The following is a 22,295-nucleotide window of genomic DNA, read 5'->3' on the forward strand; positions in this document are numbered from 1 at the left end:
GCGCGCCGGCGCCGCCGGGGCTCGGGGCCGCTGGGGCTCGGCCCCCCCCCGGGAGCCACCGGGCGGGTGTCGGGGGCGGCGGGGGCGGGGGTGACGCCCCGGCCCGCCGCGGGCGCTCCGGCGGGGGGGGCCCGCTGGGTCCCGGGGGGGCCCGCCGGCGCGGGGGGCGCCCCACCCCGCCCTCCACGTACGCCACACACCCGGAAGCGCGGGAGATCGTGTTCGACTTTCTTCAAGGTTATGACGTCCTAGGGGCGTTCTGGACGACGGTGCAGCTCACCTTCCTCTCCGCCGTCGGCTCCCTGGTCTGGGGCACCCTGCTGGCGGCGATGCGAGTCAGCCCGGTCCCGCTCATGCGCGGGTTCGGCACGGTCTACGTGAACATCGTCCGGAACATCCCGCTGACGATCATCATCCTCTTCACGTCGCTGGGTCTCGCCGACATCTTCCGGGTGACGATGGGCGCCTCCGACTTCAAGGTCCAGGGCTTCCGCCTGGCGGTCCTCGGCCTGATCGGCTACACCGCCGCGTTCGTCTGCGAGGCGATCCGCTCCGGCATCAACACGGTGCCGCTGGGCCAGGCGGAGGCGGCCCGCGCGATCGGGCTGAACTTCACCCAGACCCTGCGTCTGATCGTGCTGCCGCAGGCGTTCCGCGCGGTGATCGGACCGCTAGCCAACGTCCTGATCGCCCTGACGAAGAACACCACCGTCGCGGCCGCCATCGGCGTCGCCGAGGCCGCGACCCTGATGAAGACGATGATCGAGAACGAGGCCCAGACGCTGGCGATCGGCGCGGTCTTCGCGCTCGGCTTCGTGATCCTGACCCTGCCCATGGGCCTGTTGCTGGGCTGGCTCGGCAAGCGACTGGCGGTGAAGCGATGAGTTCCGTCCTCTACGACACTCCGGGGCCCCGCGCCAAACGGCGCAACGTACTGGTCTCCGTGGTCTTCTTCGTCCTGCTCGCCGCGCTGCTCTGGTGGGTCTGGCAGGTGCTGGACGACAAGAACCAGCTCCGCTGGGCGCTCTGGCAGCCGTTCACCACGTCCCAGGCGTGGACGACGTACCTGCTGCCCGGGCTCGTCAACACCCTGAAGGCGGCGGCGCTGGCCATGGTCATCGCGCTTCCGCTCGGCGCGGTCTTCGGCATAGCCCGACTGTCCGACCACCGCTGGGTGCGGGCCGTGGCGAGTGTGGTCGTCGAGTTCTTCCGGGCCATCCCGGTCCTGCTGCTGATGCTGTTCGCCAACGAGTTCTTCAGCCGGTACACGCAGGTCACCAGCGACGAGCGGCCCTTCTACGCGGTGGTCACCGGACTCGTGCTCTACAACGCCTCGGTCCTCGCCGAGGTCGTACGGGCCGGCATCCTCGCCCTGCCGAAGGGGCAGACCGAGGCGGCGTACGCGATCGGTCTGCGCAAGGGGCAGACGATGACCAGCATCCTGCTCCCGCAGGCGGTCACCACCATGCTGCCCGCCATCGTCAGCCAGCTCGTGGTCATCGTGAAGGACACCGCGCTCGGCGGTGTGATGCTGGGCTACGCGGAACTGCTCAGCGAGCGCGGCACGCTCGCGGCCAACTACGCCAACGTCATCGCCAGCTTCGTCGTCGTGGCGGTCGTCTACATCGTCCTGAACTTCGCCCTGACCTCCTTCGCGAGCTGGCTTGAGGGCCGGCTGCGGCGCAGCAAGCGCGGCACGGGCGCGGTGCTCGGCGCCGAGGACCTGGAGGAGCTCAACCCGGCGGCGGTGGGCGGCGGTCTCGGCACCGGAAGCGCCGTCTGACCGGTCGTCACCTCACCCGTTCGGCCCCCGGAGGCAGTGGCATGATCGCCACTGCCTCCGGTCGCTTGACGCAAACTCTGCCAATGGGTTGCATACATTCTGTGATCGTGCACCCTGTTCCGACCTCCTGTTCACACACGTCCCCGAGGGCACCGCTGCGGGCAGGGGGCGCCGCGCCGTGGACCCGGTGATCATCGTCGGAGCGGGGCCCGTCGGGCTCACGCTCGCCCTGGCGCTGGCCCGTCAGGAGGTTCCCTCCGTCGTCCTGGACGAGGGTCCGGGCAAGGACGAACCCCGCCCGGCGCGCACCGTCGTGCTGCGCGAGGACACGGCCGCCCTGCTGGAGCGGCTGGCCGGGACCGCGCTCGGTGAGCAGGGGATGAGATGGACCGGGTTCCGGTCGGTGCGGCGCAAGCAGGTGACGGGTGAGATCACCTTCGACGCGGCGGACCCGGCCCCGCTGCACATCGCCCAGCACGTGCTCACCGGCGCCCTGCGCGCCGCCATCGCGGACGAGCCGCTGGTCAAGGTCGCCGTGGACAGCCGGCTCGACTCGATGGAGCAGGAACGCTCCGGCGTCACCGCGCACACCCGCGGCCCCGGCGGCACCTGGTGGCGCGGCAGTTACCTGGTCGGCTGCGACGGCCCCCGCTCGACGGTGCGCAAGCTGCAGGACATCCGCTTCCCGGGCCGTACGGCGGTCGAACGGCACGCGGTCGCCGCACTGCGCACCGAACTCCCCTGGGAGCGAGAGGCGCTGCTCCACCGGGCGCCGCCGTGGCGGCAGTCCGGACCCTCGGCCGGGGAGGTGACCGCCCGCCCCCTCCCGCACGGCGTCTGGCGCCTGGACTGGCTGCTGCCACCGGGCAAGGACCTGGTCACGCCCGAGCTGCTGGTGGCCCGGATCCGCGAGACCCTCGCGGGCTGGACGGACGGCCCCACCCCGCCGTACGACCTGCTCGACACGGGTGTCCACACGGTGCACCACCGGGTGGCCCGGCGCTGGCGGGCCGGCCGGGTCTTCCTTGCCGGAGACGCGGCCCACCTGCTCGGCGCGCTCGGCACCCAGGGGCTCGACGAAGGGCTCCGGGACGCCGACAACCTGGCCTGGAAACTGGCCCCGGCCTGGCACCACGGGCATCACGAGGCCCTGCTCGACAGCTACCAGACCGAGCGCCGCGCGGTGGTCGCCGCCCGGCTGCGCGCCGCCGACCAGGCGCTGCCGGTGCTGCGCGGCGGTGGCGGGCTGCGCCACATCGTCCCCGGCGCGGCCCGCGGCCACGACGCGCTGCTCACGGACGGTCATCTGGGGCGCGGCCCGCTGGGCGCGCCGGGGGCGTACGCCGACTCGCCGCTCGCACCGGGGCGCCTGGAGGGTGAGATCCCGGTCGGGACCGCGCCGGGCGCACCCGTAACGGACGTGCGGGTCACCGCGGAGGATGGTTCCTTCGTACGGCTGCGCGACCGGCTGGGCCGCGGCACGCTGCTGGTCGTGCTCATCGCCCCCGGCACGGGCGTGTGGGACCGCAAGCACTGGGTGTCCGCCGGGGTCATGCCCCGGCTGGCCGCCGCGGTGACCGCCCTGCCGCATCCGGCGGAACTGCTGGTCGCCGAGGAGTACCCGGGTGCCCCGGCGCACAGCGTGCTGCTGGTGCGCCCCGACGGCCACCTGGTCACCGCGCTGAGCGGGGTACGCCCGGCCGACCTGTACACGGCGGCGGAGGCGGCCGTGGGCGGCGCGGTGGGACGGCAGGCGGAGGCGGGTTCCGGCGTGCGCTGACCGAGGGCTCCGTCACTGGCTGTCCGCATGGTGACGGTGAGTTGACCCGCGTCCGGCGGCGTGCTGTACTCCGGATCGTGACCGACACCTGTGTGCGCCTGTGGCGGAGGGTCCATATGGACCTCGTCCGCTACGCGGGCTGCGTGTGTCGCCCGTCCTGCTGAATTTCGCTCCCCCCTTTCTCCCGGGCGCCGTCGTGCGCCCGTTTCGGCGAACCTTCCTCAGGACGGTGCACGTGTCTGTCTCCCCCTCTGCCTCCGGACCCCTCCCCGTTCCCGGCTCCGCTGCCGCCGCCTCCGCGCCCCGTGCCGCCGCGGGTGCCGCCGGTCCGGCGCCGACCCAGGCGGACCTCCTCGACTTCGCGCGGCGCACGGCCGCCGACACCGAGCTGATCGCCTCGCTCCCGCTCGACCCGGAGGGCCGCACCTGGGTGCGCCTGGAAGGCCCCGGCGGCAGCGAGGCCTGGCTGATCGGCTGGCCGCCCGGCAGCGGCACCGGCTGGCACGACCATGCCGATTCGGTCGGCGCCTTCGTCACCGCCTCCGGTGAACTCCGGGAGTACTCGCTGGCCGCCCGGCTGCCCACCGACGGCTGGAAGACCCTGGAGCTCACCGAGGACGTGGACCGCCGGCGCCGGCTGCCCGCCGGGCAGGGCCGCGCCTTCGGCCGCCACCATGTGCACGAGGTGCTCAACGAGTCCCCGGACCGGCACGCGGTCTCGGTCCACGCCTACTTCCCGCCGCTGCCGCGGATCCGCCGCTACAGTCGCACGGGCCAGGTGCTGCGCCTGGAGCAGGTCGAGCGCCCGGAGGACTGGCAGTGAGCGGCGAACCGACGGTACGGCCGGCCGGCATCGACGAGTTGCTGGAGCGGGTCCGTACGGGCTACCGGCGCGTCGAGGCACGAGCGGCGCACGAGGAGGCGCGCAGCGGTGAGGCCCTGCTGGTCGACATCCGGTACGCGGCGCTGCGCGAGCGGGACGGGCTGATCCCCGGCGCCCTGGTCGTCGAACGCAACGAACTCGAGTGGCGCCTCGATCCCCTCGGCAGCCACCGGGTGCCCGAGGCCACCGGCCATGATCTGCGGATCGTCGTCATCTGCAACGAGGGTTACGCCTCCAGCCTGGCGGCCGCCTCCCTCCACCAGCTCGGGCTGCACCGGGCGACGGACCTGGTGGGCGGCTTCCAGGCGTGGCGGGCGCAGGGCCTGCCGGTGGAGCCGGCGGCGGGCTGAACGGCTGCCGGAGGGGGCCGGCGGCGGGCTGAACGGCTGCCGGAGGGGGGCCGGGGCCGGCTGAACGGCTGCCCTTGGGCTGGAAGCGGGCTGGGACGGCTACTGGTGAAGCCACGGCGTTGGAAAGCTGGACGGCTGCCGTCGGCGTCGGCGTCGGCGTCGGCGGCAGACTGGACGGCTGACCCGAGGACGAGGGCAGCGTGACGGCTGCCGGTGGAGCCGGCGTGGTGGCAGGCCGGGCGGCCGCCTCATCGGTCGGTGGCAGGCCGGACGGGCCGCGGCCGGGAGGCGACGGCCTCCGGCTGCGGCCCGTCCGGCCTTCGCCGCTCGGCCTACTCCTTCGCGGTAGCCACTGTCACGGGCGGGACTCGCAGCGCCACCCGCCCGGGAAGGGCGCTGGCGGTGAGCGCCAGCAGGCCGGCCACCGCGACGACGGTGACGTACAGCAGGGGGACGACCGTCGGGGCCGCCCGGCCCGTCATGCCGAGGCTGAACGCGGTGAGCACGGCGAGGGAGATGCCGCTGCCGAGCGCGGTGGCGAGGAGCAGCACGGACAGCGCCTCGGTGCGCAGCATGCGCAGCACCTGGCGACGGGTCGCGCCGGCGAGGCGGAGGAGCGCGAACTCCCTGACGCGTTCCGCGACCGACATCGCGAGGGTGTTGACCACCGCGATGGCGGTGAACGCCAGGACCAGCCCCATGGCCAGGTAGTTGACCTCGGCGTTCGCCTGCTGCCGCTCGGCCTGGAGGGAGTCCGCGGCGACCGGCGAAAGGATCCTCAGCCCCGGGAACCCACGCAGCGTGGTGGCGAGTTCTGTCCTCGTACGGGTCGTCGCCACGAGGACGGAGGAGGCGAGCGGGTTGTCCATGTGGCGGGCCAGGAGGTCGTGGGCGAAGGTGAGGTCGCCGAAGCCGAGACCCCGGGCGTAGACGGCGGCGACGGTGAGCGTGGCGGGCGTCCCGTCGCCGAGCGTCAGTCTCACACTGCTTCCGGGCTTCAGGTGATGCTGGTCAGCGGCCAGGCTGCTGACGGCGACGGTCCCGGGGGCCAGGTCCGCGAGGGATCCGGCGGTGACCTCCGGGTCCCAGGTGCGGGTGAGGCCGGCCGGCGTGACCCCCTGGGCGGCGTACTTGTCGAGGCCGACGCGGACAGTGGTGCGGACGACCTCGGTGACGGTGTCGTGCCGGGCCCTCAGCAGCCGCGCGGCCTCACCCGGGACGCCGGGACCCTGGGCGGCGACGACCCAGTCGGCGGTGACACCCTCGCGGGCCTGGGCCCGGGCGGCGCCGCCGAGGGTCGACTGGACGAACAGCACCGTGCAGGTCATGCCGACGAGCAGGGTGAGGGGGGTGACGACGGAAGCCATCCGGGCGGCGTTGCCGCGCAGGTTGGCGGTGGCGAGCCGGCCGCCGTGACCGGTGAGCCGGAGCGGAACGGCGAGCAGCAGCGCGGCCGCCTTGACCAGCAGGGGGCCGAGCAGGGCGACGGAGGTGGACAGCACGACGACGGCGAGGAAGGTCACCGGGGTCGAGGCGGGCTCGGTGCGCAGGGCGGTGAGGACGGCGACGAGGACGATGCCGCCGGTGAGGAACAGCAGACCGGCGGCGATACGGCCCCAGGCGGGACGGGTGCGCTCGGCCCTGGCTTCGGCCAGGGCCTCGGCCGGGCGGATCCGGGAGACCCGGCGGGAGGCGATACGGGCCGCCGCCCAGGCGCCGAGCAGGGTCGCGCCGAGCGCGGCGAACGGCGGGAAGACGCTGGTGGTGTGCTGCAGTGTGTCGGGTACGGCGCCGAGGGCGACGAACCTGGCGTGCAGCAGACCACCCAGCGGCAGGCCGAGGAGCGCACCGGCCGTGCCCGCCGCCGCGCCGATGATCAGCGCCTCCCGGCCGAGCAGCTTGCGGACCTGCCCGGGTGTGGCGGCGATGGCCCGGAGCAGGGCGAGTTCGCGGTGGCGCTGCTGAACGGTGAGGGCGAAGGTGCCGACGACCACGAGCACCGCCACCAGCAGCGAGGTGCCGCCCATGGCGCCGCCCATGCTGACCAGCCGGGTGCGGGCGGCGGCCGCGTCCAGGAACTCGACGGGGCCGCGCGCGTCGCCGGTGCTGACCTGCGCGGTGGTGCCGTGCAGTGCTCGTGCCACGGCCCGCCGCACCGTCTCGGGGTCGGCGCCCCGGGTCGGGAGGACGCCGAAAGCGCTGACCTGCCCGGGGCGTCCGGCCAGCCGACGGGCCTCCGCGGTGGCGAAGAACAGGGACGTCTGGTGGCGTACGGGCGTGGCCGGGGTGGCGATGCCGGTGATCCGGTACTCGCGCGGTGAACTCGTGGACTGCACGGTGAGGCGGTCGCCGGGCCGGAGGCCGGCGCGCGCGGCGAGGTCGTGCTCGACGACGAGGTCGCCGGTGGTTCTGGGCGCCGTGCCGGCGGTGAGCCGGTACGGGGTCAGCGCTGCGGATTCCCAGGCGTGCCCGTAGGGGGTGCGGCCACCGGTGCCGGCCGGGGTCAACGGCTGCGCGATGAAGGTCAGTTCGGGCACGACCCGGGCGACGCCGGGGGTGCGGGCGAGGGCCGCGCCCAGGTCGGCGGAGAGCCAGGCGCGTTCGGCGACGGGTTTCGCCTTGTGCTTGACCTTGGTCTTGCCCTTCTTGTGCTTCACGGTGGTGCGGTGGACGTACTGGTCGGCGGAGACCACCACGGGAGCGGCGGCATAGCGCTCGGTGCGGATCGCGCCGCGCAGACCGGTGTCGAGGAGGGTGCCGCACGCGGTGATCAGAGCGGCCGCGCACATCAGGGCGAGGAAGGCGCCGAGGAAGCCCGCCTTGCGAGCGCGGACGGTCTTGAGGGCATAGCGCAGCATCATCAGGGCGGGCTCTTTCCCGTGGTGAGTCCCGGTGTCCGGGGTCGGCCGGCCTCGGCGTGGGCCGTGGCCCGGGGCGTGGCTACACCCTCGCCCGTGGGGGGCGTCCGGGGCACTGCGGTGGTCCGGTGTCCTGGGCGGGGGCTAGCCCCACCCCGTCACGCGGCCGGCGGCGCCCGGCGGCCGGGCACCCGCCGTCAGAAGCCCTCGCCCTGGAGGAACTCCGTGTCCTCGCCCTCCTCCTCCAGTGCCTGGCGGACGACGCGGAGGGCCATGCCCTCGGGATAGCCCTTGCGGGCGAGCATGCCGGCCAGGCGCCGGAGCCGCTTGTCGCGCTCGAGGCCCCGGGTGGCCCGCAGCTTGCGGGCGACGAGTTCCCTGGCGGTCTCCTCCTCCTGCTCGGAGTCGAGCCTGCCGACGGCCTCGTCGATCAGCGTGGAGTCGACGCCCTTGGTGCGCAGTTCTCGGGCGAGTGCGCGGCGGGCCAGTCCCCTGCCGTGGTGCCGCGACTCCACCCAGGCGTCCGCGAACGCGCCGTCGTCGATGAGCCCGACCTCCTCGAACCGCGAGAGCACCTCCTCGGCCGCCTCCTCGGGGATGTCCCGCTTGCGCAGGGCGTCCGTGAGTTGCTTCCGGGTGCGCGGGGTCCCGGTGAGCAGGCGCAGACAGATGGCCCGCGCCCGCTCCACCGGGTCCCCCGAAGACTCCCCCTGCTCGGCCCTCGACGAGGCAGGGGTGTCTTCGTCCTGGTCGGGCGGTTCCCCGAAGCCGCCCCGCCGGCGGCCCCGGCCGCGTCCGCGGCCGCCGCGGGATCCGGCGGCCCGCCCCGCGCCACCGGTGCCGTCCCCGTACGGCTCACCGGCCGGGTGACGGCCGCCGCTCCCGGTCTCCCCGTGTCCCCCGTTGCCCTGTGCGTCGCCGCCGTACCCGTCGTCGCCGGCCGCGGCGGAGCCGATGTCGCCCCCGGTGCCCCTCCCCCGCGGGGCATCGGGGGTGGCGTACTCGTACTCGGCCCAGTCGGTTCGTCGCGTCACGGGTCAGCTCTTGGCTGCGGCGGCCTTGGGCTTGGTGGCCTTGGCGGCCGCGGGCGCCGTCTTGGCGGCGTCGTCGGCCGGAGTGGCGACCGCCGCGTCCGCGCTCGGCTCGGCGGAGGGCTCCTCCGCGCGGACGCCCACGCCCAGCTTCTCCTTGATCTTCTTCTCGATCTCGTTGGCCAGGTCGGGGTTGTCCTTCAGGAAGTTGCGCGCGTTCTCCTTGCCCTGGCCGAGCTGGTCACCCTCGTACGTGTACCAGGCGCCGGCCTTGCGGACGAAGCCGTGCTCCACGCCCATGTCGATCAGACCGCCCTCACGGCTGATGCCCTGGCCGTAGAGGATGTCGAACTCGGCCTGCTTGAAGGGCGGCGCGACCTTGTTCTTGACGACCTTGCAGCGGGTGCGGTTGCCGACCGCCTCCGTGCCGTCCTTCAGGGTCTCGATGCGTCGGATGTCGATGCGCACCGAGGCGTAGAACTTCAGCGCCCGGCCACCGGTCGTGGTCTCCGGGGAGCCGAACATCACACCGATCTTCTCGCGGAGCTGGTTGATGAAGATCGCGGTGGTCTTGGACTGGTTGAGCGCGCTGGTGATCTTCCGCAGCGCCTGGCTCATCAGCCGGGCCTGCAGACCGACGTGGCTGTCGCCCATCTCGCCCTCGATCTCCGCGCGCGGGACGAGCGCGGCCACGGAGTCGATGACGATGAGGTCGAGGGCGCCGGAGCGGACCAGCATGTCCACGATCTCCAGGGCCTGCTCGCCGTTGTCGGGCTGGGAGAGGATCAGGTTGTCGATGTCGACGCCGAGCTTCCTCGCGTACTCGGGGTCGAGGGCGTGCTCCGCGTCCACGAACGCGACCTGGCCGCCCGCCTTCTGGGCGTTGGCCACGGCGTGCAGGGTCAGCGTGGTCTTGCCGGAGGACTCCGGTCCGTAGATCTCCACGACGCGGCCGCGCGGCAGGCCACCGACGCCAAGGGCGACGTCGAGCGCGGTCGACCCGGTCGGGATGACCTCGATGGGCTCCCTCGACCGCTCGCCCATGCGCATGACAGCGCCCTTGCCGAATTGCCGTTCAATCTGTGCGAGCGCGGCGTCGAGCGCCTTCTCGCGGTCGGTTCCTGCCATGGGTTCCACCCGGTTTGCTTGAGTCGATCGCTTCACGTCAAAGACGCTAACGCCTGCCACTGACAATGCGCCCCGACGCAGGTCCGGCCTGTGGATAACCTGGGCACACACCCCATACAAAGGGGACAAAATCCCCGCTCCGGGCCTCGCCTGAGTCTCCATAAGAATGGATGTTCGATTTTTGTGTCAAGCGCACCGCACGGGCCCCGGAGGCCGCCCGTGCGGTGCGGGCCGCTATGAGGACTCCTGCGAACCGGGCCGTCTCCCCCACAGCAGCCGTACCCGGCTGAACGCGCCGGGACGGCCCGGATCCCGCCGGGGACGCCCGTGCACCCGCGGATCGTCCGTGACGGTGTACCGCTTCACGTACGCCCCCAGGAACGCCTGGAGCGTGGCGACCGCGGGGATGGCGATCAGCGCGCCGACCGCACCGAGCAGCGCGGTGCCCGCGATCACCGAGCCGAAGGCGACCGCCGGGTGGATGTCGACGGTCTTGGAGGTCAGCTTGGGCTGCAGCATGTAGTTCTCGAACTGCTGGTAGATCACGACGAAGACCAGCACCCACACCGCGTACCAGGGGTCCACGGTGAACGCGATCAGCATCGGCAGCGCGCCCGCGAGATAGGTGCCGATGGTGGGGATGAACTGCGAGACCAGCCCCACCCAGACGCCGAGCACCGGCGCGTACGGCACGCCCAGCGCCTCGAGCAGGATGTAGTGCGCGATCCCGGAGACGAGCGCCATGAGGCCGCGCGAGTAGAGGTAGCCGCCCGTCTTGTCCACGGCGATCTCCCAGGCGCGCAGCACCTCGGTCTGCCGCGCGGGCGGCAGGACGGAGCACAGGGCACGGCGCAGCCGGGGGCCGTCGGCGGCGAAGTAGAACGAGAACAGCCCGACCGTCAGCAGCTGGAAGAGGCCGCCGAGCACCTGGGCGGACACGTCGAGCACGCCGGCCGCGCTGTTCTGCGCGTACTTGCGCAGCCAGTCGGAGTGCAGCAGGCCCTCCTGGACGTCCACGCGTCTCAGCTCCGTGTGGAACGTCGTGTTGACCCAGTTGATCACCGAGTCCAGGTAGTCGGGGAATCCCTCGACCATCTTGATGATCTGTCCCGCCAGCATCGATCCCAGCAGTGTGACGAATCCCGCCGCGGCGATGGTCAGGCCGAGGAAGACCAGGAAGGTCGCCAAGCCCCGGCGCATGCCGTGGGCGGCCATCCAGCTCACCGCGGGCTCTATGGCGAGCGCGAGGAAGAAGGCGATCAGGATGTTGATCAGCAGGCCGGTCACCTGGTGGAAGGCCCAGCTGCCCAGCTGGAACGCGGCGATCAGCGCGAGTGCGAGCACCATGGCGCGCGGGAGCCAGCGCGGCATGCGGCGGGCGGGCCGCCCGGCCGCGTCGTCGTCGGCCGGGCGCCGGACGGACGGCGGCGTAGCGGTCGGGGAGGCTGCGTGCCGGACGGCCGGCTCATTGTCGTCAGTGGGTGCCACGCACCCAGTCTCGCCCACCCCGCAGGCAGCCCCGGGCGCATCGGCGGTGCTCGTGTCGGCTCAGTGCCTCTCCCCGGGCACGTTCATGACCGAGCAGACCACGCGCCACACGTCCTTGGCGTCCCAGCCGGCGTCCAGTGCCTCCTGCACCGTGCGCCCGCCCAGCTCCGACATCACATGATCGCGCGCGAAGGTTTCGGCGTACCCCGGACCGAAGTGCTCCGCCATCCGCTGCCAGAAGACCGTCAACCGCATGACTCCAGTATCCCGCCCCTGAGGGTGGGGCCCGCAGGGGAGCGCCTGACGAGACCGCTTTCCGTCCTACGGTCTGTCGCATGGCCGACTCAGGAGCTCCCCCACTCTCCCCGACGCCCCCGGCGCGCTCCCCGCTCTTCCGCGCCGAACAGTTCGTCTGGCTCACCGCGCGCGTGCTGGAGCAGCGGCTCTTCGCGCACCACTTCCTGAACGGCGCCGCCGACCCGGTGGAAGCCGCGCTGGACGCCTACCGCAACGAGGACGGCGGCTACGGCCACGCGCTGGACCCCGATCTGCGCGGACCCGTGAGCCAGCCGCTGCACACCGCTCGCGCGCTGGGCGTCCTGGACGCCATCGGGCGCTGCGGCGGTCAGCGGGTGGAGCGGATGTGCCGTCACCTGACCTCCGTCTCGGCCGCGGACGGCGCACTGCCCGCGGTCGGTCCGGGTCAGCGCGGCTATCCGGTGGCGCCGTTCGTCCCGGTGGTGGACGACCCGCCCAGCGAGCTGCTGGCCACCGGCCCCGTGGTGGGGCTGCTGCACCGCAACGAGGTGTGGCACGCCTGGCTGTTCCGGGCCACCGACTTCTGCTGGCAGGCGGTGGAGTCGCTGCAGCAGTCCCACCCCCGCGAGGTGCGGGCCGCGGTGGCCTTCCTGGACTCCGTCCCGGACCGCCCGCGCGCGGAGGCGGCCGCCGACCGGCTGGGCCGCCTGGTGCGCCGGCAGCGGCTGGCGGCCCTGGATCCGGACCGGCTCGACGCGTACCCGGTCGCGCCCGGGTACGCGCCCGGCGACCACCACTTCCCGCACGACTTCGCGAGGAGCCCGCGGTCGCTCGCGCGCGCGTGGTTCACGGACGACGAGATGGCGCGCTCCCTGGACTTCCTCGCCGGGTCGCAGCAGGAGGACGGCGGCTGGCCCGTCCGCCGGCCCCGGTGGGCGCCGGCCCCGGCGCTGGAGGCGCGGCCCGTGGTGACGATCGAGGCCCTGAGCACCCTCAGGGCCTACGGCCGCTTCGTGGGCTGAGCCCGGCCGGGCTCAGCCGCCGATCGCCCGCACCCCCGCTGTCACCACCACGGCGGCGGCGACGACCAGCAGGAAGGGTGCGCGCAGCACCAGCGCCACGGCGGCCGCGCCGAGCCCCGCGGCCCTGGCGTCCAGCACCAGGGCGTGTCCGTCGGCGAACGTCTGCTGGGCCGTGAGCGCGGCCAGCAGGGCGACGGGCAGCAGGGCGGCCAGCCGCCGGACGAGCGGCCGCTCCATGGCGCCCGCGGGTACGAGCAGCCCGGCGAGCTTGACGGCGTAGCAGCCCAGAACGGTCAGGCCGATCGCGATCCAGGTGTTCACCGGTCCTCCTCCGTTCCGATTGGCGCGCCGCGCCGGGCGCGTCCGACGCGCCGGCCCTCGGCGAACAGTGCGAGCGGCGCCGCCAGCGCCGCCACCAGGACCGGTACGCCGGCCGGCAGGACGGGCAGCAGGCCCAGGCCCAGGAGGACCGCGAGGCCCGCGACCGCGCGCTCGGTGCGCGTCTTCAGCATCGGGGCGAGCAGGGCCAGGAAGACGGCGGGCCCGGCCGCGTCCAGCCCCCAGGCGTCGGTGTCCCCGATGGCCTTCGCGCCCAGCGCGCCGAGCAGCGTGGTGAGGTTCCACAGCAGGTAGAGGCTGAGCCCGGTCACGGTGAAGCCGATCCGCGCGGCGCGCCGGGTGGGCTGGGCCAGGGTCACGGCGGTGGTCTCGTCGATCACCCACTGGGCGGCGAACGGCCGCAGCGCGCGCGGGACGGCCAGCAGCTGCGACAGGCGCAGCCCGTAGAAGGCGTTGCGCACGCCCAGGAAGAAGGCCCCGGCGGCGGCCGTGAACGGGCCGCCGCCCGCGGCGAGCGCGCCCACCAGGGCGAACTGCGAGGCGCCGGTGAAGACCAGGAGGCTGAGCGCGCAGGTCTGCAGGAGTCCGAGTCCGCTGCCGGCCGAGGTCACCCCGAAGGCGAACCCGGACAGCCCCACCGCGACGCCGACGCCCAGGGCGTCCCGTACGACGGCGGCGTCGGGTTTTGCGGTGCCTTCGGCGGAGGGGTCCGCGAGTGCTGTCTGTTGTGCCACGCCCCGGACGGTACGTCCGGACCTCAGTGCGGGTCTTGTACGTTCTTGCGCTCGCGCTGGTAGGCGCCCGGGGGCACGCCGACGATACGGGCGAAGTGCCGGTTGAGGTGGGGCTGGTCGGTGAAGCCGACGGCGACGGCCGCCTCGGCGGGCGCGGTCCCCGCGTCGAGCAGCAGCCGCGCGCGGCGCACGCGCGCGTCGGTCAGCCATGTGTGCGGCGGCATCCCGTAGGCGTCGCGGAACGCCCGCAGCAGGGCGAACGGTCCGGTCCCGAGGTCGGCGGCCAGGCGCTCCAGGGTCGGCGGCGCGGCCATCTGCTCCTCCAGCACGGCACGCGCGCGTGCCGCGATCCGGGCTCCGGCCGTCCGGCGCGGCCGCTGCGGCAGCGAGCCGCCGTTCAGCCGCAGCAGCCTGGTCACGGTCACCCGCAGCAGGGTGTCGGCGGCCAGCGCGTTTCCGTCGTCGGCCGCGCGCAGCACCTGGTGGACCAGGCGGACGGTGTACGGATCGTCGAGGACCGGGCGGGCGAAGCCGGGCGTACCGCGGATGGCGGTGGTCTCGGCGGCGATCTCGGCCACCACCTCGGGCGACGGGTAGACGGCGCCGTAGCGCCAGCCCTCGGGGACACCGGCCCGGCCCGTGTGCGGGGTGTCCGGGTTGACCAGCGCGAGGGCGCCCGCGCCCGCCGAGACGTCGGTGCCGCGGTGCTGGAAGACCTCGACGCCGTCGGCGATGGCCGCGATCACGAAGTTCTCGTGGGTGTGCCGGACGAACGTCTTGTGGATGTACCGGGCACGCAGCAGGTCGACACCGGGCAGCTGCTCGTACCGCCAGTGCCGTGCCCGCTCCGCCGAACCCGCCATGCCCCCATTCTCCGACAGGCCGGCGGGCCCCGGGGCCCGCCCCTTCCGCCCAGGCCGGCGGGATTGTCAGTGGCCGGGTGCAGGATTGAGGACATGTTCAGTTCCGCACACCGAGCCCTCGACGGCTTCTCGCCCGCGACCCGCGGCTGGTTCACGGGGGCGTTCCCCGCGCCCACCGCGGCCCAGGCGGGCGCCTGGCGGGCCATCGGCGCGGGCTCGGACGTGCTGGTGGTGGCCCCCACCGGCTCGGGCAAGACGCTGGCCGCGTTCCTCGCCGCCCTGGACCAGCTCGCCTCGACCCCTCCCCCGGCCGACCCGAAGAAGCGCTGCCGGGTGCTGTACGTGTCCCCGCTGAAGGCCCTCGCGGTCGACGTCGAGCGGAACCTGCGCAGCCCGCTGACCGGCATCCGCCAGGAGTCCGTGCGCCTGGGCCTGCCCGAGCCCGAGGTGAAGGTCGGCATCCGTTCCGGCGACACCCCGCCCGCCGAGCGCCGCGCCCTGTCCACGCGCCCCCCGGACATCCTGATCACGACCCCCGAGTCGCTGTTCCTGATGCTGACCTCGGCCACGCGCGACGCGCTGACGGGCGTCGAGACGGTGATCCTGGACGAGGTGCACGCGGTCGCGGGCACCAAGCGCGGCGCCCACCTCGCGCTGTCCCTGGAGCGGCTGGACGAGCTGCTGCCGAAGCCCGCCCGCCGCATCGGACTGTCGGCCACGGTGCGCCCGGTGGACGAGGTGGCCCGCTACCTCTCCCCGCGCCGCAAGGTGGAGATCGTCCAGCCGGAGGCGGGCAAGGAGTTCGACCTGTCCGTGGTCGTCCCGGTGGAGGACATGGGCGTGCTGGGCGGCGCCCCGGCGGCCGACAGCGGCGACGGGGCCGAGCGGCCCTCGATCTGGCCGCACGTCGAGGAGCGGATCACCGACCTGGTGCAGGCCCACCGGTCCACGATCGTGTTCGCGAACTCGCGACGCCTGGCCGAGCGGCTGTGCAACCGGCTCAACGAGATCGCCTACGAGCGGGCGACCGGCGAATCCCTGGACGAGCACCACTCGCCGGCCGAGCTGATGGGCGGCTCGGGGGCGGCCCACGGCGCGCCCCCGGTGATCGCCCGCGCGCACCACGGCTCGGTCTCCAAGGAGCAGCGCGCCCTCGTCGAGGAGGACCTGAAGGCGGGCAGGCTGCCCGCCGTGGTCGCCACCTCCAGTCTGGAGCTGGGCATCGACATGGGCGCCGTGGACCTCGTCGTCCAGGTCGAGTCCCCGCCCTCGGTGGCGTCCGGGCTGCAGCGCGTCGGCCGCGCCGGGCACCAGGTGGGCGCCGTCTCCACCGGCGTGGTCTTCCCCAAGTACCGGGGCGACCTGGTCCAGTCCGCCGTGGTCACCGAGCGGATGCGCTCCGGGGCCATCGAGTCTCTGCGGGTTCCCGCCAACCCGCTGGACGTGCTCGCCCAGCAGCTCGTCGCCATGACGGCGCTGGACACCTGGCAGTTCGACGACCTGCTGACCGTGGTCCGCCGCGCGGCCCCCTTCGCCTCGCTCCCCGAGTCGGCGTTCACCGCGACCCTGGACATGCTCGCGGGCCGCTACCCGTCCGACGCGTTCGCCGAGCTGCGCCCGCGCGTGGTGTGGGACCGCGTGGCCGGCACGATCACCGGCCGCCCGGGCGCCCAGCGTCTCGCGGTCACCTCCGGCGGCACGATCCCCGACCGCGGCCTGTTCGGTGTCTTCCTCGCCGGTTCCGACCCCAAGAAGGGCGGCGGCCGGGTCGGCGAGCTCGACGAGGAGATGGTGTACGAGTCCCGGGTGGGCGACGTCTTCACGCTGGGCACCAGCTCGTGGCGCATCGAGGACATCACACGCGACCGCGTCCTGGTCTCCCCCGCCCCGGGCGTGCCGGGCCGGCTGCCGTTCTGGAAGGGCGACCAGCTCGGCCGCCCGCTCGAACTGGGCCGCGCGGTGGGCGCCTTCCTGCGCGAGGTGGGCTCGATGCCGCAGGACGACGCCCGGCTGCGGCTGCTCAGCGCCGGCCTGGACGCGTGGGCGGTGGACAACGTCCTGTCCTACCTGAGCGAACAGCGCGAGGCCTGCGGCCACGTCCCGGACGACCGCACGATCGTCGTCGAGCGCTTCCGCGACGAGCTCGGCGACTGGCGGGTCGTCGTCCACTCCCCCTTCGGCGCCCAGGTACACGCCCCCTGGGCCCTCGCCCTGGGCGCCCGCCTGTCCGAGCGGTACGGCATGGACGCGCAGGTCATGCACGCCGACGACGGCATCGTGCTGCGCCTGCCGGACGCCGACCTGATGGGCCTGGAACTGCTCGACCAGGAACCGGTGAAGGGCGGCGCCGAGTACGACAGCGAGCAGGCCCCGATCGGCGCCGCCGACGTCGCCTTCGACAAGGGCGAGGTCGACCAGATCGTCACCGACCAGGTCGGCGGCTCCGCCCTGTTCGCCTCCCGGTTCCGTGAATGCGCCGCCCGCGCGCTGCTGCTGCCCCGCCGCAACCCAGGCAAGCGCACCCCGCTGTGGCAGCAGCGCCAGCGCGCCGCCCAGCTGCTCCAGGTGGCGAGCGAGTTCGGCTCGTTCCCGATCGTCCTCGAGGCGATCCGCGAATGCCTCCAGGACGTGTTCGACGTCCCCGGGCTCGTCGAGCTGATGGGCGACATCGAGTCCCGCAAGGTCCGCCTGGTCGAGGTCACCACCCCGGAGCCGTCCCCGTTCGCCCGCTCCCTCCTCTTCGGCTACGTCGCCCAGTTCCTCTACGAGGGCGACTCGCCGCTCGCCGAGCGCCGCGCGGCCGCGCTCTCCCTGGACTCCCGGCTGCTGGCCGAGCTGCTGGGGCAGGCGGAGCTGCGCGAACTGCTCGACGCGGACGTGCTGACCGAGCTGGAGCGCGAGCTGCAGTGGCTGGCGGAGGACCGCCGGGTCAAGGACATCGAGGGGGTCGCCGACGTCCTGCGGCTGCTCGGCCCGCTCACCGACGCCGAGCTGGCCGAACGGGGCGCCGAGCCGCAGTGGGCGCCGGAGCTGGCCGCCGCCCGCCGGGCCATCCGGGTGCGCATCGCCGGCACCGACCACTGGGCGGCCGTGGAGGACGCGGGCCGGCTGCGGGACGCGCTCGGCACTGCGCTGCCCGTGGGCGTTCCCGAGGCCTTCACCGAACCGGTCAAGGATCCGCTCGGCGACCTCCTCGCGCGCTACGCCCGCACCCACGGCCCGTTCACGTCGGCGACGGCGGCGGCCCGCTTCGGCCTGGGCGTAGCGGTCACCGACGGCGCCCTGCAGCGGCTGGCCGCGGCCGGCCGCGTCGTCCAGGGCGAGTTCCACCCGGCGGGCATCGGCCAGGAGTGGTGCGACGCGGCCGTGCTGCGCCGGCTGCGCCGCCGTTCCCTGGCGGCCCTGCGGCACGAGCTCGAGCCGGTGCCGCCCGCCGCGCTCGCCCAGTTCCTGCCGCAGTGGCAGCACATCGGCAAGGGACACGAGCTGCGCGGCATCGATGGACTGGTGCGTGCCATCGAGCAGTTGCAGGGGGCCTCCGTGCCCGCCTCCGCGCTGGAGAAGCTGGTGCTGCCCTCACGGGTCGCCGGCTACACGCCCTCGATGCTCGACGAACTCACCACGGCCGGTGAGGTCGTGTGGGCCGGGGCGGGCGCCCTGCCCGGCAAGGACGGCTGGGTCTCCCTGTACCTCGCCGACGCGGCCCCGCTGCTGCTGCCCCCGCCACACCCGCTGGAGCTGACGGCACTTCACCAGTCCGTCCTGGACGCCCTCTCCGGCGGCTACGGCCTGTTCTTCCGCCAGATCGCCGACCATGTGCGCGCCACCACGCACCCCGAGGCCACCGATCCCCAGCTGGCCGACGCCCTGTGGGATCTGGCCTGGTCGGGACGGCTCACCAACGACACCCTCACCCCGATGCGCGCCCTGCTCGGCTCCGGCCGCACCGCGGGCTCGACGGCCCACCGCGCCAAGCGCGCGGTACCGCGCGGCCGTTACGGCTCCCTGACCGCCGCGGCCCGCGCCACCTCGCGCACCGGCCCGCCTACGGTGGCCGGCCGCTGGTCCCTCCTCCCCGCGCCGGAGCCGGACGCCACCGTGCGCGCGCACGCCCTGGCCCGCACCCTGCTCGACCGGCACGGCGTGGTCACCCGGGGGGCGGTCGCCGCCGAGGGCGTCGAGGGCGGGTTCTCCGCGGTGTACCGCGTGCTGTCCGCCTTCGAGGACAGCGGGCAGGCCAGACGTGGCTACGTGGTCGAGGGGCTGGGCGCGGCCCAGTTCGCGATGGACGGTGCGGTCGACCGCCTCCGCGCGGTGTCGAACGCCCGCGAACGCGGCCAGGGCCTGCCCAACGGCTTCGGCGGCGACCAGGGCGGCTCGTCCTTCCCCGCGGACGGCGGCGCCGCCGGCCACACCACTGCCGGCGTCTTCGAGCAGGCCGACGGCGGACTGGCCCATCCCGGCCTCGACGGCGACTTCACCTGGCCGCCGGGCGATACGGCGCGGCCGGGCGCCGGCGACTTCACCTGGCCGCCGGGGAACGGCGGCCCCGCCCCCGACGAGTACGTCTCCCCGCGCGACCGCTCCCCGGCCGACCCCTTCGCCGCCCCCGGCTACGGCGGCCCCAGAGGCGGCGGTTCCGGTTACGGCCCGTACGGCAACCGCGGCCTCGGCGACCGCCGTGGCCGGTCTTCCGCCCCCGACCCGCGCGCCGCGGTCCTCGCCGCGGCCGACCCGGCCAGCGCCTACGGCGCCGCGCTGCCCTGGCCCGAACCACCGGCCGGCGCGGGGCACAAGCCGGGCCGCAAGGCCGGTTCGCTCGTCGTGCTGGTGGATGGCGAGCTGACGCTGTACATGGAGCGCGGCGGCAAGACCGTGCTGGCCTGGCCCGCCGACCCGGACGCGGCCGCCGGAGACGATCCGCGCCTGCGCACCGCCGCCGAGGCACTGGCCGCGGCCGCCCGCGCGGGCTCCCTCGGCACCGTCACGGTCGAGCGGATCAACGGCGCCCAGGCCCTGACCTCTCCCCTGGGCACCCTGCTGGAAGGAGCCGGATTCATCGCGACCCCGCGCGGCCTGCGCCTGCGCGCCTGAGCACGGTGGCCGCCGCCTCGCCCCGCACGCCGCAGGACGCCGCATCCCGCGCGTGCCGCGTGTCACAGCGCACCGCAGGACGCCGCTCGCCGCGCGTGCCACCGCACATCACCCGTCCGTGGCACCCTTGACGCATGCCCGAAGGTGACACGGTCTGGCAGGCCGCGAAGCGGCTGCACGAGGCCCTCGCGGGCAAGGTGCTGACCCGCAGCGACTTCCGGGTGCCGCAGTACGCGACGGTCGACCTCACCGGCCGGACGGTGCTGAGCACGATCCCGCGCGGCAAGCACCTGCTGACCCGCTTCGAGGGAGGCCTGACCCTGCACACGCATCTGCGCATGGAGGGCGCCTGGAAGGTGTTCGGCGCCGGTGAACGCTGGCGCGGCGGCCAGGCCCACCAGATCCGGGTGATCCTCGGCACCGCCGACCGCACTGCCGTCGGTTACCGCCTCCCGCTGCTGGAGTTCCTGCGCACCGGCGAGGAGGAAGGCGCCGTCGGCCACCTGGGCCCCGACCTGCTCGGCCCGGACTGGGACCCCGAGCTCGCCCTCGCCAACCTGCTCGCCGACCCCGGCCGTCCCCTCGGCGAGGCCCTGCTCGACCAGCGCAATCTGGCCGGCATCGGCAACATATACAAGTGCGAGCTCTGCTTCCTGCTCGGCGCGACCCCCTGGCTGCCGATCGGCGCGCTGCCGGCGGACCGGGCCGCCCGGCTCCCCGGGCTCGCGAAGAAACTTCTGGAGAGCAACCGCGACCGCCCCGTCCGGCAGACCACGGGCCTGTACCGGGAGGACGTCTTCGTGTACGGCCGCGCGCCCCGGCCGTGCCTGCGCTGCCGCACGTCGATCCGGGTCGCCGACCAGCGCGACGGTTACCAGGAACGTCCCACCTACTGGTGCCCCAACTGCCAGACGGGCCCGGCACCGGCGCGGGGGACGGCCCAGACGTGGCGTGAGCGCTACCCCCGCAGATCGCCCTCCAACTGACCGAGGAACCCTCAGGAGCGCCCGTCCCCAAGATCCGCCGCCCCTGCGCCCGGGATACCTAAGTCGGCCGCCCCTGCGCCCGGGACACGTAGGTCCGCCGCCCCTGTGTCCGGGATACCTAGGTCCGCCTCCCCCGCGCCCGAACCGGTGACTTCCAGCAGCAACCGACCCGCACCCGCTGAGCAGGGGGCGACCGCGGCCCCGGTGGCGCTTTCGCCCCGCCAGGCGGCCGCCCACCGCCCGGCCGCGACGGCGCCCGCCGCCCGCCCCTCGGGCACGCAGTGCACCGGCAGAACGCTGAGCCCCCAGCCACCGATCGCGACGGCTCCCTCGAGTGCGCCCGCGCCGTGTCCGAAGGCGATCCGCAGCAGGGCCCACCACCACACGGCGCCCAGCCCGAGAACGAGTCCCCAGCGCACCACCCCCCTCACCGCGGCCGCCGCCTCCGGCCGGACGCCGGAGCGGCCCCGGCCCGTACGGGAGGCGCACCGGGGGCTCACGGACGTGAGGACACCGGGCCGGGGGTCCGGCGCTGGGCCACCGGCCCCGGGCTGCTCCTCACGCGTTCTCCGCCTGGAACATCCAGTGGTGCTTCTCAAGGTCGGCGCTGATCCCGATGAGGAGGTCCTGGGAGACGGGGTCGGGCTCTCCGGTCGCCGCCACCCGCTCCCGCATACGCGTGATGACCGCGCCCAGCGCCTCCACCATCGCCCGCACCGCGTCGGCGTCCTTGATCCAGCCGGCCGGAGTGGGTCCGATGCCGCTGCCGGCGGCCACCGTGGGGGCGCGTCCGTCCGGCGGGACGCCGAGGGCCGAGGCCCGCTCGGCCACCGTGTCGGAGTGGGTGCGGGCGGAGGCGACGACCTCGTCGAGCTGAAGGTGGACGGACCGGAAGCGGGGGCCGACGATGTTCCAGTGGATCTGCTTGGCGACCAGCGAGAGGTCGACCAGGTCCACCAGGGCGCCCTGCAGGGCCTCGGAGACGGTCTTCAGTGCCTCGTCGGGCAGCGGGCTCTTCACGACGTACATCCGCTTCCTCCGGTGGGTTCGGCGCCGCTAACGTCACCTCCACGATGACCGCCGCACCGGGTACCGGCAAATGGACGCAGCCACCGGCACCGACCGCGCGGGCAGACGGAAGCCCCGGCCGAGCCGCCAGGTTCAGCCTGGCGAAGCCCGGCCGGGGCTTCATGCGTATCGGGGGGTCAGGCCGTGCCCGCGCACGTCACGCGGCGACCACGTCCACCGCCTCGGCGGGCGCCTTGATGGTCACCCGTTCCGGTGGCACACCGGTCACCGACACGGAACCCAGCATCGGACGGACCGGCGTGGGCACGGGCTCGGTGGCCGTGGCGGACTGGGCCAGTTCGGCGAGCGCCAGTTCGTCGCTCACTTCCCGCATGAGTTCCGACATCCGTACGTCCAGCGCGTCGCAGATGGCGGAGAGCAGCTCGGAAGAAGCCTCCTTCTGCCCCCGCTCCACCTCGGAGAGATAGCCGAGTGAGACTCGGGCGGACGAGGAGACTTCGCGCAGAGTACGGCCCTGGCGTTGGCGCTGCCGACGCAGCACGTCACCCAGCAGGCGACGGAGCAGAATCATCGGTGGCTCCCTCCTCGGACCGCGTAGCCGCATCCTTCTCGCCCCACCGTACCGCCTTGCGCCGCGGCCGTGCGGGGAGCGATGTCTTGTTCACTCAG

19 protein-coding genes are annotated in these 22,295 nt (G+C 74.1%); 9 read left to right on the plus strand and 10 right to left on the minus strand.

The window, feature by feature from the left end:
* Window positions 1-218 precede the first annotated feature (218 nt).
* The 6 genes from ACFQ9Z_RS08810 to ACFQ9Z_RS08835 all read left to right on the plus strand — a co-directional run bounded on the left by ACFQ9Z_RS08810 (window position 219) and on the right by ACFQ9Z_RS08835 (window position 4,796).
* On the plus strand, window positions 219-884 hold the full coding sequence (locus ACFQ9Z_RS08810) for an amino acid ABC transporter permease (RefSeq protein ID WP_383013022.1): 666 nt from the start codon (window positions 219-221) through the stop codon (window positions 882-884).
* Window positions 881-1,783 (plus strand): amino acid ABC transporter permease, encoded by a 903-nt coding sequence (locus ACFQ9Z_RS08815; protein ID WP_383013024.1) that lies wholly within the window; start codon window positions 881-883, stop codon window positions 1,781-1,783. Before ACFQ9Z_RS08810 ends, ACFQ9Z_RS08815 begins: the two co-directional genes overlap by 4 nt.
* Before the next feature lie 178 nt (window positions 1,784-1,961).
* Window positions 1,962-3,563 carry an FAD-dependent monooxygenase gene (locus tag ACFQ9Z_RS08820; RefSeq protein WP_383013027.1) on the plus strand — a complete coding sequence of 534 codons (1,602 nt, stop codon included), beginning with the start codon at window positions 1,962-1,964 and terminating at the stop codon, window positions 3,561-3,563.
* A 116-nt stretch (window positions 3,564-3,679) separates the two neighbouring features.
* Window positions 3,680-3,727 carry a hypothetical protein gene (locus ACFQ9Z_RS08825; RefSeq protein WP_309506048.1) on the plus strand — a complete coding sequence of 16 codons (48 nt, stop codon included), beginning with the start codon at window positions 3,680-3,682 and terminating at the stop codon, window positions 3,725-3,727.
* A gap of 71 nt (window positions 3,728-3,798) precedes the next feature.
* On the plus strand, window positions 3,799-4,386 hold the full coding sequence (locus tag ACFQ9Z_RS08830) for a cysteine dioxygenase (protein ID WP_383013030.1): 588 nt from the start codon (window positions 3,799-3,801) through the stop codon (window positions 4,384-4,386).
* Window positions 4,383-4,796, plus strand: a complete 414-nt coding sequence (locus tag ACFQ9Z_RS08835; protein ID WP_383013033.1) for a rhodanese-like domain-containing protein — start codon at window positions 4,383-4,385, stop codon at window positions 4,794-4,796. The genes ACFQ9Z_RS08830 and ACFQ9Z_RS08835 overlap by 4 nt, the downstream gene beginning before the upstream one ends.
* A 332-nt stretch (window positions 4,797-5,128) precedes the next feature.
* On the opposite strand, the gene ACFQ9Z_RS08840 is transcribed toward ACFQ9Z_RS08835, so the two are convergent.
* The 5 genes from ACFQ9Z_RS08840 to ACFQ9Z_RS08860 all read right to left on the minus strand — a co-directional run bounded on the left by ACFQ9Z_RS08840 (window position 5,129) and on the right by ACFQ9Z_RS08860 (window position 11,556).
* The gene (locus ACFQ9Z_RS08840; RefSeq protein WP_383013036.1) at window positions 5,129-7,657 is read right to left on the minus strand and encodes an ABC transporter permease; all 2,529 of its coding nucleotides are present in this window, start codon (window positions 7,655-7,657) and stop codon (window positions 5,129-5,131) included.
* A gap of 194 nt (window positions 7,658-7,851) precedes the next feature.
* On the minus strand, window positions 7,852-8,688 hold the full coding sequence (gene recX, locus ACFQ9Z_RS08845; protein WP_383013040.1) for a recombination regulator RecX: 837 nt from the start codon (window positions 8,686-8,688) through the stop codon (window positions 7,852-7,854).
* Between the two features lie 3 nt (window positions 8,689-8,691).
* A complete protein-coding gene (recA, locus tag ACFQ9Z_RS08850; protein ID WP_383013043.1) occupies window positions 8,692-9,813 on the minus strand; it encodes a recombinase RecA in 1,122 nt (373 codons plus the stop codon).
* Window positions 9,814-10,047: 234 nt separating this feature from the next.
* Window positions 10,048-11,301 (minus strand): AI-2E family transporter, encoded by a 1,254-nt coding sequence (locus ACFQ9Z_RS08855; protein WP_383013046.1) that lies wholly within the window; start codon window positions 11,299-11,301, stop codon window positions 10,048-10,050.
* 60 nt (window positions 11,302-11,361) lie between these two features.
* Window positions 11,362-11,556, minus strand: a complete 195-nt coding sequence (locus tag ACFQ9Z_RS08860; protein ID WP_383013049.1) for a DUF3046 domain-containing protein — start codon at window positions 11,554-11,556, stop codon at window positions 11,362-11,364.
* 80 nt (window positions 11,557-11,636) lie between these two features.
* Between ACFQ9Z_RS08860 and ACFQ9Z_RS08865 the strand changes: the two genes are divergently transcribed.
* The gene (locus ACFQ9Z_RS08865; protein ID WP_383013052.1) at window positions 11,637-12,581 is read left to right on the plus strand and encodes a hypothetical protein; all 945 of its coding nucleotides are present in this window, start codon (window positions 11,637-11,639) and stop codon (window positions 12,579-12,581) included.
* 12 nt (window positions 12,582-12,593) lie between these two features.
* On the opposite strand, the gene ACFQ9Z_RS08870 is transcribed toward ACFQ9Z_RS08865, so the two are convergent.
* The 3 genes from ACFQ9Z_RS08870 to ACFQ9Z_RS08880 are packed head-to-tail and all read right to left on the minus strand — an operon-like array spanning window position 12,594 to window position 14,517.
* Window positions 12,594-12,902 (minus strand): AzlD domain-containing protein, encoded by a 309-nt coding sequence (locus ACFQ9Z_RS08870; RefSeq protein ID WP_383013055.1) that lies wholly within the window; start codon window positions 12,900-12,902, stop codon window positions 12,594-12,596.
* On the minus strand, window positions 12,899-13,654 hold the full coding sequence (locus ACFQ9Z_RS08875; RefSeq protein WP_383013058.1) for an AzlC family ABC transporter permease: 756 nt from the start codon (window positions 13,652-13,654) through the stop codon (window positions 12,899-12,901). Before ACFQ9Z_RS08875 ends, ACFQ9Z_RS08870 begins: the two co-directional genes overlap by 4 nt.
* 23 nt (window positions 13,655-13,677) lie before the next feature.
* Window positions 13,678-14,517 (minus strand): AraC family transcriptional regulator, encoded by an 840-nt coding sequence (locus tag ACFQ9Z_RS08880; RefSeq protein WP_383013061.1) that lies wholly within the window; start codon window positions 14,515-14,517, stop codon window positions 13,678-13,680.
* Window positions 14,518-14,610: 93 nt separating this feature from the next.
* On the opposite strand from ACFQ9Z_RS08880, the gene ACFQ9Z_RS08885 reads away from it, so the two are divergent.
* Entirely contained in the window at window positions 14,611-19,611 is a 5,001-nt protein-coding gene (locus tag ACFQ9Z_RS08885; protein WP_383013064.1) for an ATP-dependent helicase, read from the plus strand.
* A 134-nt stretch (window positions 19,612-19,745) separates the two neighbouring features.
* Window positions 19,746-20,597 (plus strand): Fpg/Nei family DNA glycosylase, encoded by an 852-nt coding sequence (locus ACFQ9Z_RS08890; RefSeq protein ID WP_383013067.1) that lies wholly within the window; start codon window positions 19,746-19,748, stop codon window positions 20,595-20,597.
* A 558-nt stretch (window positions 20,598-21,155) separates the two neighbouring features.
* On the opposite strand, the gene ACFQ9Z_RS08895 is transcribed toward ACFQ9Z_RS08890, so the two are convergent.
* Both ACFQ9Z_RS08895 and ACFQ9Z_RS08900 read right to left on the minus strand, forming a co-directional pair.
* Window positions 21,156-21,626 (minus strand): Dps family protein, encoded by a 471-nt coding sequence (locus ACFQ9Z_RS08895; RefSeq protein ID WP_383013070.1) that lies wholly within the window; start codon window positions 21,624-21,626, stop codon window positions 21,156-21,158.
* A gap of 196 nt (window positions 21,627-21,822) precedes the next feature.
* Complete coding sequence (locus ACFQ9Z_RS08900; RefSeq protein WP_143637031.1) at window positions 21,823-22,197, minus strand: helix-turn-helix domain-containing protein; 375 nt, start codon at window positions 22,195-22,197, stop codon at window positions 21,823-21,825.
* Window positions 22,198-22,295 lie beyond the last annotated feature (98 nt).

The sequence above is a fragment of the Streptomyces sp. NPDC056580 genome, from assembly GCF_042793175.1.
GTDB lineage: Bacteria > Actinomycetota > Actinomycetes > Streptomycetales > Streptomycetaceae > Streptomyces.